Source organism: Paenibacillus silvae, from assembly GCF_014639235.1.
In the GTDB taxonomy this organism is placed as follows: Bacteria; Bacillota; Bacilli; order Paenibacillales; family Paenibacillaceae; genus Paenibacillus; species Paenibacillus silvae.
The window spans coordinates 236,561-251,008 of record NZ_BMFU01000007.1 but is presented as its reverse complement, the minus strand read 5'-3'; the positions used below and the strand labels follow the sequence as shown (position 1 = coordinate 251,008).

At 50.0% G+C, this 14,448-nt stretch carries 12 protein-coding genes; 8 read left to right on the top strand and 4 right to left on the bottom strand.

The genetic code is table 11. The features are described 5' to 3' along the window. The first annotated feature begins 113 nt into the window (after nt 1-113). The 3 genes from IEW26_RS21760 to IEW26_RS21750 all read left to right on the top strand — a co-directional run bounded on the left by IEW26_RS21760 (nt 114) and on the right by IEW26_RS21750 (nt 3,293). Nucleotides 114-1,394 (top strand): ABC transporter substrate-binding protein, encoded by a 1,281-nt coding sequence (locus tag IEW26_RS21760; protein ID WP_111269019.1) that lies wholly within the window; start codon nt 114-116, stop codon nt 1,392-1,394. A 190-nt stretch (nt 1,395-1,584) separates the two neighbouring features. After that, the gene (locus IEW26_RS21755) at nt 1,585-2,469 is read left to right on the top strand and encodes a carbohydrate ABC transporter permease (protein WP_111269020.1); all 885 of its coding nucleotides are present in this window, start codon (nt 1,585-1,587) and stop codon (nt 2,467-2,469) included. Then, on the top strand, nt 2,466-3,293 hold the full coding sequence (locus IEW26_RS21750; RefSeq protein WP_145404466.1) for a carbohydrate ABC transporter permease: 828 nt from the start codon (nt 2,466-2,468) through the stop codon (nt 3,291-3,293). Before IEW26_RS21755 ends, IEW26_RS21750 begins: the two co-directional genes overlap by 4 nt. Nucleotides 3,294-3,378: 85 nt before the next feature. Here the strand turns inward: IEW26_RS21750 and IEW26_RS21745 are convergent, their stop codons facing one another. Next, entirely contained in the window at nt 3,379-4,896 is a 1,518-nt protein-coding gene (locus tag IEW26_RS21745) for an aminotransferase-like domain-containing protein (RefSeq protein ID WP_188593853.1), read from the bottom strand. 135 nt (nt 4,897-5,031) lie between these two features. On the opposite strand from IEW26_RS21745, the gene IEW26_RS21740 reads away from it, so the two are divergent. Then, nucleotides 5,032-5,640 carry a LysE/ArgO family amino acid transporter gene (locus IEW26_RS21740; protein WP_188593852.1) on the top strand — a complete coding sequence of 203 codons (609 nt, stop codon included), beginning with the start codon at nt 5,032-5,034 and terminating at the stop codon, nt 5,638-5,640. 18 nt (nt 5,641-5,658) lie between these two features. Here IEW26_RS21740 and IEW26_RS30655 read toward each other — a convergent pair whose 3' ends face one another. The 3 genes from IEW26_RS30655 to IEW26_RS21725 form a co-directional block, all read right to left on the bottom strand. After that, on the bottom strand, nt 5,659-6,495 hold the full coding sequence (locus IEW26_RS30655; protein WP_111269024.1) for a methyl-accepting chemotaxis protein: 837 nt from the start codon (nt 6,493-6,495) through the stop codon (nt 5,659-5,661). A 329-nt stretch (nt 6,496-6,824) separates the two neighbouring features. Continuing rightward, nucleotides 6,825-7,826, bottom strand: a complete 1,002-nt coding sequence (gene moaA, locus IEW26_RS21730; RefSeq protein WP_188593851.1) for a GTP 3',8-cyclase MoaA — start codon at nt 7,824-7,826, stop codon at nt 6,825-6,827. A 133-nt stretch (nt 7,827-7,959) separates the two neighbouring features. Beyond that, nucleotides 7,960-10,173 (bottom strand): methyl-accepting chemotaxis protein, encoded by a 2,214-nt coding sequence (locus IEW26_RS21725; RefSeq protein WP_308423553.1) that lies wholly within the window; start codon nt 10,171-10,173, stop codon nt 7,960-7,962. A 495-nt stretch (nt 10,174-10,668) separates the two neighbouring features. Here IEW26_RS21725 and IEW26_RS21720 point away from each other — a divergent pair, with 495 nt between their 5' ends. The 4 genes from IEW26_RS21720 (at nt 10,669) to IEW26_RS21705 (ending at nt 14,371) form a co-directional block, all read left to right on the top strand. After that, nucleotides 10,669-11,511: an ABC transporter ATP-binding protein gene (locus tag IEW26_RS21720; RefSeq protein WP_188593850.1), complete on the top strand. Its 843-nt coding sequence runs from the start codon at nt 10,669-10,671 to the stop codon at nt 11,509-11,511. Continuing rightward, nucleotides 11,492-12,304: an ABC transporter permease gene (locus tag IEW26_RS21715; RefSeq protein WP_188593849.1), complete on the top strand. Its 813-nt coding sequence runs from the start codon at nt 11,492-11,494 to the stop codon at nt 12,302-12,304. Before IEW26_RS21720 ends, IEW26_RS21715 begins: the two co-directional genes overlap by 20 nt. Next, complete coding sequence (locus IEW26_RS21710; protein ID WP_229729969.1) at nt 12,301-13,248, top strand: ABC transporter permease; 948 nt, start codon at nt 12,301-12,303, stop codon at nt 13,246-13,248. The genes IEW26_RS21715 and IEW26_RS21710 overlap by 4 nt, the downstream gene beginning before the upstream one ends. A 61-nt stretch (nt 13,249-13,309) precedes the next feature. Then, nucleotides 13,310-14,371 carry an ABC transporter substrate-binding protein gene (locus IEW26_RS21705; protein WP_188593848.1) on the top strand — a complete coding sequence of 354 codons (1,062 nt, stop codon included), beginning with the start codon at nt 13,310-13,312 and terminating at the stop codon, nt 14,369-14,371. Nucleotides 14,372-14,448 lie beyond the last annotated feature (77 nt).

Sequence of the window (14,448 nt, the reverse complement as noted above, 5' to 3'; positions counted from 1 at the left end):
GGTTTAAAATAATCCAATGGAAGAGTCTAATTTTGTCCAATGAAGCGCTTACATTCTGCGATATATAATGAGCCTATGAAAGACAAACCAGTCATACCGGGAGGTCATAAGAGATGAAAGTATGGAAAAGCGTTGTAAGTGCGGCACTGGTTAGCGTTCTGCTGGCGGGCTGTGGCTCGAATGCAGGAACGGACAATGAACAAAAAGAAGTTGCAGCAGGCAGCACAGTGAACCTCAAAGTATTCATCGCTCAGCCAAGGCTCAAGGAACATTATGATAAATATATAGAACAGTTCAAAGCCAAGGAAAAAGCGGACAAAAATATCGAGGTGAATGTGCAGCTGGAGATGCCGCCGGCAGATAATGCACCTCAGATTTTGAAAACAAGACTGGCCTCCAATGACGCACCGGACGTATTCGCTCTGCATGCGGTGAACGAGATTCCTCCATTCAGCAAAGCCGGATATCTGGAAGACCTGTCGGATCAGCCTTTCGTAGATAAACTTCTCGATTCAGTGAAACCATCCGTAACGGATGCAAGCGGCAAAATCGTTGCTGTTCCGCTGGAAACCTTATCATGGGGGTATCTGTACAACAAGGATATTTTCAAGGAGCAAGGACTTGAGGTTCCAACAACATTGACAGAAATGAAAGCGGTTGTAGAGAAGCTGAAGGCTGCCGGAATCACACCGTTTGAGCTGTCTTACAAAGAGGCCTGGGTTCCGCAGCTGTTCCTGCCGCTGACTGTAGGGGCACTGACACAGACGGAGCACAAGGATTTCGTAGAGAAAATGAACAAGGACGAAGCTTCCTTCTCGGATATGAAGGCATTGTTCGATGTATTTGATCTCGTGAATGCCAACGGAACGGACAAAGCGCTTGAAGTGGGAGCCGATGACGGCGCAGCGGCTTACGCAACTGGCAAAGCTGCGATGTGGATTCAAGGACCTTGGTACGCAGAGACCATTCTGAAGTCCAATCCGGACATCAATTTCGGTGTAGCTCCAATGCCGCTGAACGACAACCCGGACGATACCAAAATCAACCTGAGTACGTCTACTTCACTGGCTGTATCCTCTACAAGTAAAAATAAAGAAGTTGCACTCGATTTCGTGAACTACATCCTGGATGACAAGGATTCAAGCGCATTCTACGAAGCGCTCAAGTTCAATCCGGTGGCCAAAGTGCATACGTTCAAGAGCTTCCCGTGGGTAGACGATGCACTGAAATATGTGAACGAAGGCAAAGCTTATCAAGATCCAACGATCCCTCAAGCCGTTAAGGATGAGTCTGGTAAAGCGCTGCAAGGGTACTACTCCGGACAGCTGAATCAACAGCAGGTCATTGATGCACTCGACAAGGCGTGGAAGTCCTACAATAAAGTAAACAAATAAGACCCGTGAGAAAATCGGTACCCGCATTTGTCGATAAAGTCTCCCGGGTACCCCGAGCGGTACCCGGGAGCTTTGTCGGCAAACAAGCGGTGCTTTATTTCGTCGCAGTCTCTAGGCAGATGAAACGGCTGGCTGAACGATCTTCGTTCCCCCGTTCCCTTCATCCGCTGTGTATAAAGGGGGAGAAGTTATGGCTACGAGTGTGTTCAAAAAGTACCTTTCACTGCTAGCGTTTACAGCGCCAGCCTTTGTAATCTATGCAATATTCCTGTTGTACCCAACCTTTAGCGGCATGTTCTACAGCTTGACCGACTGGAACGGGTTGAATCGTGACTACAGCTTTATCGGACTGGGAAACTTCGTGGAATTGTTCAAGGAAGACCCCGACTTTCTGAATTCTCTGTGGTTTACACTGAAATATGTTGTGTTTATGCTTGTTCTGCAGAACGTCATTGCGCTGCTGCTCGCGGTGTTCATCGAGACACGTACACGCAGTAAAGGCCTTTTTAGAACGCTGTTCTTCATGCCGAACATGATCAGTACCATCATCAGTGCATTTATGTGGACGTTTATCTTTTCACAGGTGCTGCCACAGCTGGCGGAGAAGCTGGCCGTTTCTTTTCTCGACCAGCAATGGCTTGGTGATCCGAAGTTTTCCTTCTACTCGATACTGATCGTGTCGCTCTGGAACGGTGTGGGCTACATGATGATCATTTATCTGGCAGCGCTGCAAGGCGTGCCACAGAGCCTAAAGGAGGCCGCCGTGATTGACGGAGCCAACGCTTTTCAAGTGCTGCGCAACGTGGTCCTGCCAATGATTACACATGCCATTACCATCTGTTTCTTTCTGACGCTGAATGGTGCATTTAAAGTGTTCGAGGTGGTTTATGGTTTGACAGGCGGCGGACCTGGCCGGGCGACTCAAGTTATCACGATGAATATTTATGAAGAGGCCTTCTCCAACAACTTCAGGTATGGTTACGCAAGTGCCAAATCGGTTGTACTGTTTATCATCGTTCTCATCTTTACACTCATTCAGATCACCGTCATGAAGAGAAAAGAGGTGGAAGCATGAGGATGCGGCGGATAAATAACGTTCTGATTCGACTGTTCCTGATCCTTGGCTCCATGGTTGCCATGCTGCCGATCTATATGGCCGTGGTAAACTCGTTCAAGACACAGGGCGAGATGTTCCAATCCTTTATCGCTCTTCCGACAACACTGCACTGGGAGAACTATACCGATGCTTTTAACAAAATCAATCTGCTCGGCAGCTCGCTCAACTCGGCCATTGTGTCCATTCTGGGCATCGGGGGAATTGTATTCTGCGCTTCTCTGGCGGGTTACAAGCTGTCACGGACTTCCGGTCGATTAAGCAACCTGATCTTCTTTATGTTTGTTGCATCCATGCTGGTGCCTTTCCATTCTATTATGATCCCGCTGACGCGAGTGGCGAAGGGCATGGGGGTACAGGGCAGCACATACGGACTGGCTTTGATCTATATTGGACTTGGTGTAAATATGGCAATCTTCCTCTATCACGGGTTTGTGAAGTCCATTCCGCGTGAATTGGAAGAATCAGCTCAGATTGATGGCTGTAACGAATTCCAGACGTTCTTCCGGATCATTTTCCCGCTGCTGCTGCCAATCACCGTGACGATTGCAATTCTGGACTTCCTGTGGATCTGGAACGATTTCCTGCTGCCGCTGCTCATGCTGACCGATGTGAACAGATATACGTTAATTCTGTCCACGAACATGCTGTTTGGCGAGTACAACAAGGAGTGGCCTTTAATTCTCTCTTCTCTCGTTCTGACGGCGATTCCAGTCATTCTGATCTACGCGTTCTTCCAGAAATTCATTATGGAGGGCATTGCGGAGGGTGCGGTAAAAGGTTAACGAACTTATATTTGGTATTCCAATGTAACTCACAGTATGCTAACAGCCTTGAACCGGGGATATGCTCCTTCAGTTCAAGGCTGTTTTAAGGTTGATTCAGCAGCAGCCTGCGCGCCGCTTGCGCAAGAAGGATTAATCCACGCTCCATCTCATCTAAGGAAGCATAGGCATACGAGAGGCGGATATGCTTCGCATCAAGCCGGTCATACAGGTAACCCGGGTGAATCAGCACATCTTCCTCCAGACAGTCATGGAATAATCGCCTTATGGATAACGGTTCCGCTGAGAAACGCAGCCAGATATAGAAGCCGCCTTCCGGTGTTGTCCAATCGGCAATGTCGTGGAAGTGCTGCTGCAATAACGTCAGCATGAACGCTTTGCGTTTACGAAGTTCAGGGCGAAGTTGCTCCATGTGGCTTGCATGGTGCCCGTCAGAAAACCATGATGCCGCTGCTTCCTGAGCTAGTGAACTGGTGCCATAATCCGTCTGCATTTTGATATCGGCAAGTCTGCGAATGACGGGCACAGGGCCGACAAGCCAGCCAAGACGAAGTCCGGGGCTGACTGCTTTGGAGAGCGTGCCCATATGCAGCACCCGGCCTTCCAGGTCGTTTGCTTTGAGCGAGGGCGGGGGAGGATGCTCCAGCCACAGCTCCTGATAAGCAGCATCCTCCAGAATGGAGATGCCGGAGATGCGGGCAAGTGACATTAATTGTTCCCGGCGCTCTCTGCTCATTACACCCCCTGTAGGGTTGTGGAAGCTTGGGATCGTGTACAACAGTGGAAAAGATTCGTCCCCGTTCTCGCTGCGTACCCTTTTCACGGTCTGGATGGCTCGATCCAGATACTCGAGATCGAGTCCCTCCTCATTCATAGGAATACCGTTCAGTTTCAAACCGGCGGATTGAAAGGCATGAATCGAATAGAGATACGAGGGTTTCTCCAGCAGCACGGCTGAACCACGCGGCAGGAGTCCTACCGAGATCAGATGCAGTGCCTGCAGCGAGCCAGATACAATCAGGATGGAATCCGGCGATGCCTGGATGCCGCTGGTTTGCAAGTGCAGGGCCAAGGCCTCGCGAAGCTCGAGGCTGCCTTGAGGTTCAATATAATTAAGGGTCCGGGTACGGCTGGACAAGTTCTGAAGAATTTCGTTGAATGCTGCACTGGGCATGAGCTCAGGTGCAAGCTCGCCTGTGCCCAGCCGAATAATGCCTGGACGGAATTCGGCCTGATTAATCTGCTGTATCTCAGGCAGATTCGGATAATACCAGCCCTCCTGTGCAGCTTCGCTCCAATTGGGCAGTGATGTATGCGCAAGGCTGTGCCAGCCTGAACCGGAGACATAGGTCCCACCACCGTGGCGGCCTTCAATCATCCCTGTTGCGGCAAGATTATCCAGGGCAGTCACCAGTGTACTTCGGTTTACTCCCATGGCTGCCGCCAGCGTTCGCTGAGAAGGAAGGCGATATCCGGCAGACCATTCCCCTGTGGCGATCTTCTGACGAATATAGGCTTCAATCTGACGATACATAGGCAGATCAAGTGCAGGGTCTGGCTTCCAGCTGATGCTGGAAGAACGATCAACAGGGCTACGTCCCATCAGGAAGGTTCACCTCCAATGTCTTACGTACCGTACACTATATCATTTGGTTGGGTTCTTTACCATCCAAGTGGCTGGTTACATGTGACTGCGTCTCATCTACTCTGAAGACACAGATAAGGGGGATGAGAAGGAATGGAAGTCATGATCCACGCAGTGGTGCTGGCCTTTGGCCTGATTCTGCCGCTGGGTGTCCAAAATGTATTTATTTTTAATCAAGGGCTGAGTCAGAAGAAATATCTGCATGCAATGCCTGCTGTTGTTACAGCAAGCATTAGTGATACATTGCTGATTGGTGCAGCTGTGGGAGGCTTGTCCCTTGTTTTGTTACAATGGCCGATGCTGACCAATACTTTATATGGGGCAGGCAGTCTGTTTCTACTCTATATGGCTAGGGGACTGTGGAAGTCATCTGCTTCCAGGGAAGAAGCCCCGAAGGCCATGTCTGCATTGCGTCAAATTACATTTGCTGCTTCGGTTTCCCTGCTCAACCCTCATGCCTTGCTGGATACGGTGGCTGTGATTGGCACCAGCTCACTTCAGTATAAAGGGATGGAACGTGTCTGTTTTGCCTTAACAACAGCAGCTGTATCCTGGGTATGGTTTCTGGGACTTGCAGGTGCAGGCAGGCTGGTTGGCAGCAATGATAACACTGGACGGGTTCGGCACGCACTGAACCGTTTATCCGCGCTTATTATGGTGGGACTCGCGCTGATGATGTGCTGGAAGCTCTTTGCTTCATAGACGAACAGGCGGCTGGGTTTATTCCGCTTTCAACAGCATGGATTCAATGAACAGTTTAAGGTCACGGCTCACTTCATTCAGATGATCAATGACTTCACTGAACTCGGTTACCAGCTCGGCCTGTTCATTACTGGACTGGGCTATGGAGGTGATTTCCTGTTCCATCTGACGAATGGAGGTCTGCACATCCTTGAGTGAACGTTCAATGTTGACCGTAGCTTCCTTGGTTCCAGTAGACAGTTTGCGTACCTCGGCTGCCACGACACCGAAGCCTGCGCCTGCCTCGCCAGCTCGTGCAGCTTCAATGGCAGCATTCAGACCGAGCAGATTCGTCTGTTCTGAAATCTCGCGGATAAATCCGGCGACCTTGTTAACCTCGCCAGAATTTTGCACCGCTATACGGGTATTGTCCAGAATCTGTGTGGATGATGCTGTTAACTGCTCGGACTGTGCTGCTACGGTCTGCACCATATCGGTTAATCTGCCACTGATACCGGTAATCAGTTCGGTAAAGTGCTCCAGCTTTTCTTCATTCTGAAGAGAAAATCCAATAGCAAGTGTACCTGCAATCTTTCCATGTTCATCATACAGCGGCGTAGCCGCCGAATTGATCGCTGTACCGTAGAATTTGGCGTCAATTCGATTGGCCGAAGTTTCACCGTTCACTAATGCACGGCGCAGTGTAGGGTCCTCAAGAGAGATGGGGTCACCGGCTTTGATGCCAAGATCAAGCTCGTTGCTGGGAACGTAATACCAGAACTTCTCCGTATCGGTTACGGCAATCATAATATCGTGTTCCTTTAACATAATTTTGAAATAAGGACTTGCTGCAACGAGTGCTTCTACAATGTTCAATAAGGTCAGCTCCTATAGTGTATGTGTATTTATCATATGGGCGTATATAATACATCGTCAGAACGATTATTGAATTTTAGACTCCATCAGACCATAATGTCTACTATATTTTTTGAAAACGTTTGAATCCTAGTGCAGCAGTGCATCGATGTCTGCTCATAGAGAGCAAGCAATATCTGACCTTAAAAGGGGAGAAACGCCAAAAAAACAGACGGGAACGTGGTATTCTCGTCTGTTTTAGTCTGTTTCCTAAGTTTTTGAAGCAGCAGCTCGAGCTGTTGGGGACAGCTGACATTTCTACCGTTCGAATATAGAGAACCCTTCTTTTTTTATCCGCCGATCTGTGACATACGCCGCACGGTTGGGGTATGTGACTGCATTTTTTTCTCTAGGGCCAGAGCCATTTCATGATTCTTCGGTTTCGTACCCAGCGCCTTGAGGAAGAGTGCCGCCATGGCATCGGGATCATCCACGAAGCGGCGAACATTATACTCATCCGACCAGTAGAGGCAGGCTTTGATATGTCCATCAGCGGTCAGCCTCAGCCGGTTGCAGTTGTCACAAAAGTGATCGCTTACCGGATGGATCAGGCCAAAAGTACCTTGGGAGCCCTTGATTCTCATGTTGCGAGATGGACCGTTCCCGGCAGGGCCTTCGGTGTTCTCCACCGTCCAGCCAGCTTCTGCGCACACATCTGTTACGGCCTCCAGCGGCAAATACGATTTGCGCCAGGAATCGGAGGCGTGTCCGATGGGCATGTATTCAATAAATCGCACATGCAGCGGCTGATCCATCGTCATGGCAATGAAATCCTTGATTTCATCATCATTAATGCCCTTCATAAGCACGACATTCAGCTTGATCGGTGCAAGTCCGACAGCCGTAGCTGCTTCAATGCCTTTTAACACCTTATTCACATCTCCACCACGTGTAATCATGGAGAAGCGGTCGGCATGCAGCGAGTCGAGACTGATATTGATACGATTCAAGCCTGCATCCTTCAACGCTTGTGCCTGTTTGTCCAGCAGTAGCGCATTGGTCGTCAGAGCAATATCTTCAATGCCGTCGATCGCGGAGATCATGCCTACAAGTTTGTGCAGGTCTTTACGCACCAGCGGCTCCCCGCCGGTGAGCCGAACCTTGCGCATGCCCATGGGGGCGAGCACTTTCAGCACTTCCGCAATCTCTTCATAACTCATAATTTCATCATGTGGAGCAAACTCCATGCCTTCCGCGGGCATGCAGTAAACGCAGCGCAGATTGCAGCGGTCCGTAACGGAAATACGGATGTAGTCATGTATTCGGCCAAATGAATCCTGAAGCAGTTCCATGCAGACCACCCTTTCAACGTTCAGATTGGATATCTTCTATAATAAATGATACGACAATTACGAAAGCAACAGTTGCATCAAATTTTAGCTATTTCTCCAATCCGCGTCAATGATGACGTCCGGTGACAGCAATTCAGGCAGGCTGGTTCAGCTGGAACTGTCCAACCACTTGCTGCAGGAAGATCGTGATGGCCTCCACATCATGAGAGGATTGCTGCACTTTCATCATATCCCGAATCAACGCCATCATCTCGGCTTCCACCTCGGCTGAGGTGGCCCGATTCTGGTGACTGATCGCAGCAATATTCTCCATTAGAAATACGACCTGATCCACCACTTGTGTACGCTCTGCTTCTTCGGCTGTGGCTTTCTGGAGAAGCTCGGAGGCTGCCTGAACGAGACTGGTGCCTTCCGCAAGCACTTGATCTCCCTCGGTAATTTGCTTGGAAGCTGCACTTGCCGCAACCGAGATTCGATCCAGTATGTGATGTATGTCCTCTGTGGAAGAGCGGGAGACGTCCGCCAGCTTGCGAATCTCATCGGCGACGACGGAGAATCCGCGACCATGCTCTCCCACACGAGCAGCCTCAATCGTTGCATTCAATGCAAGCAGATTTGTCTGTGCAGATATTTCATCAATGACCGCCAAAGCGCGATAGATTTCCTTCATGGTGCCGAGAAAAGACAGAATCGTCTGGTTGGTATCGGATACCGCGCCGGAGATTTGAATCATTTTGTCACCGATGCGGTCCACTTCCTGTCTGGCCACGCCGATCTGTTCATTAGCCGACATCTCCAGTTGCTGCAGCGTCAGTCGCATATGGTCTGCGGCTTGCTTCGCTTGATCCAGATCCTGCAACTGGGTGCGGATGGCTTGAATCATGGAGCCAAGCTTGAGATTCACACGATCTGTAGTTACCTGCGTTGTCTCGGTGGAATTGCGCATCAGATACTGATTATCCATGACATCCTCCGTAGCCCGCTGGACTTTGAGCATGATGCTTTCGAGCGAATCAATCATGTTATTGATCCATTTGGCCAACTCGCCGGATTCATCCTGGGCAAAGGAATTCGTGTCCAGACGCTGTGTCAGATCTCCCTTGCCCTCCGCATTAATGCGGATGAATTGGCTCAGGCGTCCCAGGTCTTCGTGCACGCGGCTGTATTGTTTACGATGAAGCTGCCATGCGCCAAAGAATCCAAATATAACATTAAAACCGGCAATCGCAGCGGCACTCCAGCCGCTGCCTGTCAGGGCAAAAATCAAGGCAGCTGCAAGAATTGCCGAGAAAATAATATAAATGCCATGCTGTTTCGATTGTCGCCACCCGATACTGCGGATGCGGTACACTTCCTCCAGATCGCCCTCGCACATCATACCCCAGCGATCCGGGCAGTGCGGAAGCTGAAAGGTGATGCCTTTACCGATAACAGGGATATGGCGATAGTCCGAGTACCCGGGATAGGCAACAAACAGATTCGAGCCGTTCTGAATCGTTTTCGATACGCCAGGATGTAATTGTCCTGTGGACGGATCGGTGAACATCAATTCAAGCTCTGTATGTGCCTGCACAGACACCATGCCCCAGTCGGTCGTTACGCCATCCTTCAGATTTTCACCATGGGTAAACGTTCGATCCTCGAACCGGCTTCGGGACAAGGCTGTTCCTGGCTGCAGTTCAGGCCGCAGGACAGATTCAGCCATAAACAGATAGTTATCGCCGGAGTCCGGGTAGATATGTCCTGACTCACGCTGAATGAGATCACCAAGCACATCACCGGGAATACGGCTGCACAAAGCTCCTGCATATTTGCCTTGATGAACAATCGGAGCAATGAACATCAGCGTAATGGCGTCATGAAATGTGGACGAGCGTGGCCCAATCTCCAGTGTAAGTGGATCAGCATAAGGGCCATACAAGCATTTTTGGCCGGGTGCACCAGTTATTACGTGGTTTAGGCCACGTTCGAAAGAAGCATTTTCATGAGTGGTGTAACGTTGTCCAATATGTTTCTGATATGTAGAAAATATGACCTGATGCTGCTCGTTCAGTATAAACAATTCAGTGCTATCCTGTGATCGTGCATAACTCGCTTTAAACAAACTTTTCAACTTCTCTTCCTGTGGCGATCCTGGCTTCACGTCCTGGGGTCTGACCGATTCCATCTGATGCAGCAAGCGGTCCAGATGGTTCCACTGATCACTCGCCCAATCCATCATTAACTGCCTTCTGGTTTCGGCAATCCCTTCAAAAATCTGCTCCACATCATGTGTACGGTGTGCATTCAACCGATAAGACCACCACAGCGGCAAGCCTTTTTTCCATCCCAGCCAATCAAACATCATGACCACCCCGATATCTGGATTTGAACAGCCCTTGAACAGCTTTGTTTTCAATGATTTCAAACTTGATTGAGGCCTGGTGTTACAGCAGTACCGACGCTTGCTTACGAACTATTCTCTGTCTATATCCAACGTTATACATGAAATCACATGTGATTACGAGGGGTTATGTCAAATTTTCCGAATATTTGATCAATTAATACAAATGAATATACGCAGATTACAGAGGGGATAGGTTGAGAAGGTATATCTGATGAATGGAAGATTTATGTTATTTAACGTTACAGTAAATGTACGGAAAATGGAATCGGAATCAAGCTCGTTTTACACTATGTCACATGGATCAGCCTATTTTCCAAACAGTTTGTATAATGTATTTTTTGCCCAACACGATATAGTAGTACCTAACAAGCTAAAGTCTGTTACTTCCGTGTAGCTTAACCTGCCACTTGCTCCTGAATTGTATCAATACTTCTCATACCGCAAAGGAGAATGCCTATGACCTCTCAATCTCCAGCTCCCATCCACCAAGCCGTCATTCCGTCCGCAAACAAGCTCATAGATGTGGATCATGTCTCCGTTGTATTTGGCAGCGGGAGTCAGCAAGTGACGGCCTTATCCGATGTGACGTTTCATGTGCATTCCAATGAATTTGTCTCTTTATTAGGGCCTTCGGGCTGCGGCAAATCAACGCTGCTCCGATTAGTGGCCGATCTGCTTCAGCCAACAACGGGCAGCATTCGGCTTGCAGGGCAGGAGCCGAAGCGAGCAAGAATGCAAAGGCAATTCGGCATCGTTTTCCAGACTCCGGCTCTTTTCGAATGGCGTACCGTGCGCCGTAATGTAGAACTGCCCATGGAACTGCTGGGTACCCCACGGAAGGAGTGCCGACGCATTAGCGGTGAACTGCTGGAAATGGTCGGGCTGACCCGATTCGCGGATCATTACCCATGGCAGCTTAGTGGCGGGATGCAGCAGCGTGTATCCATCGCACGTGCGCTTGCCCTTGATCCGCCGCTGCTGCTGATGGATGAGCCTTTCTCGGCCCTCGATGAGTTCACCAAGGAAAAGCTGCAGCTGGAGCTGTTGGACATCAAACGCTCTACGGGCAAAACCTTCCTCTTTGTCACCCATAGCATCCCCGAAGCGATTTTTTTATCCGACCGCATTATTGTTCTCTCTGCCCATCCGGGCCAAGTGCATTCCATCCATGACGTGCATCTGCCTGCCGAACGACAGAGCGAGCTGAGGGAGACGGAAGCCTTTTATCAGATGATCACAACGATTCGCAGCTGTTTTCAGAGGGAGCGTGATCCATCCAATGTTTCTTCGTTTGGGTAAACCGGGCTATCGTGTCTGGATGATGATCTGGATTAGTGCTTTTTTTATATTTTGGGAAGGCATAGCCTGGGTATTACATTTGTTCATGTCTCCTCAGCAGGCTGCTTCCCGTCTGCCGTATCTTCATCAGGTCCTTGAGGCGTTTATTCGGTATTCAGGCACGCTGGCAGAACAGGGCGCAGTAACTTTTGGGAATGCGGCTCTTGGTTTCGCTGGAGGAGCGTTACTGGGTCTGCTTCTGGCTCTGCTCATGAGTGCCGCTGGCTGGTTAGAGCGAACACTGTCCCCTTATGTTGTATCTTCGCAGATGATCCCGGTCATCGGACTGGCGCCGATTGTTTACGGCATTATTCATAACGCTGCCTGGGCGCGTATTCTGATGGCGGCTTACGTCACTTTTTTTCCGATTATTATCCATACGTTAAAAGGTTTAAAGAGTGCCTCCCGTGAACATCTGGAGCTCATGCTGGCGAGTGGTGCCTCGCGGACTGCACATTACACGAAATGTTTGATCCCTTCGGCGCTGCCAGGGCTGTTTTCCGGCTTGAAAATTGCAGCACCGCTCGCGGTGACCTCCTCGATCGTCGTGGAGTTGATGGGCGCGCCGGACGGGCTCGGCGTACTGATGGTCAGTTCACTGTACTACGGTCATGCACAAGTCGGTATGTTCTGGGCCACCATCATGCTTAGCATGGGCATCGGCATGATCTCTTATCTTTTCATCAGCCTGATTGAACGCTGGCTTACACCATGGCAGCCTGAATTCAGGTCAACGGGAGGCGGGTCGGCATGAGTGAAGGCACTGTACTGCCACGAAAAGGTGAGGAGGGAACAGCATCCGGCACCGGAGTAACTGCTGAAGCCGCAGCGGGTATGATGCATCCCGTGAGAATAAAGTCGGTTCAGGCTGCAAATGCGGCTATTCCTATCGACGGATCTCGGAAGGATACAGAGGGCTATGGAATCAAGCTCAGCATCCTCTTCCGTACTTTGCTGCCATGGTTGGCAGGAGCCGCATTTCTGACCTTGTGGCAGCTGCGCTTCTTTCACGTCCTGCTGTCACTGGAAGTTTATCAGCTTCCTGTCCCTTCCGCGATTGTGTTGTCCATTCGCGACAATGCGGAGATGCTGCTCCGTTATGCCGTTTACAGCGGAACCGAGATGCTGGGCGGCTTTCTGATTGGCTCGCTTCTTGGGGTGCTGGCTGCCACAGGAGCGTCATTTTTTCCGAACAGCGGCAGGGCAGCAGTCACTGTGTTGTCTGCGCTCAATGCTGTTCCGATTGTGGCTCTGGCTCCAATCATGAACAATTGGTTCGGAGACGGCATCTGGTCCCGCATCGCTGTGGTGTCGGTTATTACGATGGCGGCAATGGCGTTCAGCCTGTTCAAGGGACTCACGTCGATCCAGTCGCAGTATGGCGAATTGCTGAATAGTCTGGCTGCGAGCCGCAGGCAATTTTTTTGGAAACTCAGACTGCCTCATGCCCTGCCTTCTTTCTTTGCGGGATTGAAAATTAACATGTCGACCAGCATTATCGGAGCGATTGTCGGAGAGTTCTTTATCGCTTCACAAGGATTGGGTTATTTGCTCTCCGATCAGATTCGACTGGCTAACATGCCTCTGGCCTGGGCTTGTATCGTCATCGCAGCAGTGCTTGGCATTGTTCTCTATGAGCTGGTTGTGTTCACGGAGAAACGACTGCTTCCCTGGAATCAAACGCGTACAGATGGTTGAGCAGCCATTCTCATGGATTAGAAGAACAAATTCCATATATAAACAGGGGGTCGTTCTGTATATGAACAAAACGTGGAAGCCGGGTTTATGGATGCTGGTCTTATGTATTTTGCTGCTTTCGGCCTGCTCGGCTTCAACCGAGCCGTCATCGCAGCCAGCTGCTGCAAGCTCGGGCGGGAACGAAGCAGCCAATTCGTCATTAACCAAAGTGAAAATTCAGCTCAAATGGGTGCCGCAGGCGCAGTTTGCCGGAATCTATGCCGCGAAGGAAAAAGGTTTTTTTGCAGAGGAAGGCATTGATGCGGAGATTATTCCCGGGGGGCCTGATATCGTCATTGAGCAGCAGGTAGTTAACGGCGCAGCCGACGTGGGCATTACAGGAGTGGATAGTTTGCTGGTCAGCCGCGATAACGGTCTGCCCCTCGTTTCACTTGCCCAGATCTCACAGAAGAGCAGTTATCGGCTGATTGCCAAGAAGTCTGCAGGAATTACCAGCCCGGCGCAGGTGAAAGGCAAGAAGGTCAGCACCTGGTTTGGCAGCCAGCAGTTTCAGGTGCTTGCTTTTATGGAGAAGAACGGACTTGATCCGAAAAAAGATATCAATCTTGTCAAGCAGGGCTTTACGATGGATCAGTTTTTCAATGATCAGGTGGATGTGGCAACGGCTACGATCTATAACGAGTATCATGTGGTGCTCGAAAGCGGCGTAAAGGAGTCTGATCTGGATGTGTTCAATATTGAGGATGCCGGAGTTGGCATGCTGGAGGATACGCTGATTGCCAAGAAGGACTGGGTGGACAGCAATCATGAGATGGCGGTCAAAGTGACCCGTGCGATCCTGAAAGGCTGGAATTATGCTATTGATCATCAGGATGAGACGGTGGACATCGTCATGAGTAATGTGACGGAAGGCAGCACAACTCGTGAGCATCAGGTAACGATGCTGGCAGAGATTGCAAAGCTGATCCGCCCGGAGGGCTTTACCGAGAAGCAGGTGGGCAGCTTTGTGGATGAGTCGTTTGCCCGCACAGCCGATATCGCTCTGAACTATGGATTGATCAAAAAAGCAGCCAATCTGGATGAGGCTCTGGAGAAGAACGTGTATGAAGAGGCTGTGAAGTAAGTGCAAGTGCATTGAGGATAATTTATACCATTGAACACTGCACCATGCCATGCTCATACCCAATCAGAGAGGAGCAA

What these genes read in the sequence shown, in the direction of transcription:
- IEW26_RS21720 (WP_188593850.1), top strand. Translation starts at nt 10,669, where the DNA reads ATGACCTCTCAATCTCCAGCTCCCATCCACCAAGCCGTCATTCCGTCC.
- IEW26_RS21750 (WP_145404466.1), top strand. Translation starts at nt 2,466, where the DNA reads ATGAGGATGCGGCGGATAAATAACGTTCTGATTCGACTGTTCCTGATC.
- IEW26_RS21755 (WP_111269020.1), top strand. Translation starts at nt 1,585, where the DNA reads ATGGCTACGAGTGTGTTCAAAAAGTACCTTTCACTGCTAGCGTTTACA.
- IEW26_RS21715 (WP_188593849.1), top strand. Translation starts at nt 11,492, where the DNA reads ATGTTTCTTCGTTTGGGTAAACCGGGCTATCGTGTCTGGATGATGATC.
- IEW26_RS21745 (WP_188593853.1), bottom strand. Translation starts at nt 4,896, where the DNA reads ATGGGACGTAGCCCTGTTGATCGTTCTTCCAGCATCAGCTGGAAGCCA.
- IEW26_RS21725 (WP_308423553.1), bottom strand. Translation starts at nt 10,173, where the DNA reads ATGATGTTTGATTGGCTGGGATGGAAAAAAGGCTTGCCGCTGTGGTGG.
- IEW26_RS21710 (WP_229729969.1), top strand. Translation starts at nt 12,301, where the DNA reads ATGAGTGAAGGCACTGTACTGCCACGAAAAGGTGAGGAGGGAACAGCA.
- IEW26_RS21740 (WP_188593852.1), top strand. Translation starts at nt 5,032, where the DNA reads ATGGAAGTCATGATCCACGCAGTGGTGCTGGCCTTTGGCCTGATTCTG.
- IEW26_RS21705 (WP_188593848.1), top strand. Translation starts at nt 13,310, where the DNA reads ATGAACAAAACGTGGAAGCCGGGTTTATGGATGCTGGTCTTATGTATT.
- moaA (WP_188593851.1), bottom strand. Translation starts at nt 7,826, where the DNA reads ATGGAACTGCTTCAGGATTCATTTGGCCGAATACATGACTACATCCGT.
- IEW26_RS21760 (WP_111269019.1), top strand. Translation starts at nt 114, where the DNA reads ATGAAAGTATGGAAAAGCGTTGTAAGTGCGGCACTGGTTAGCGTTCTG.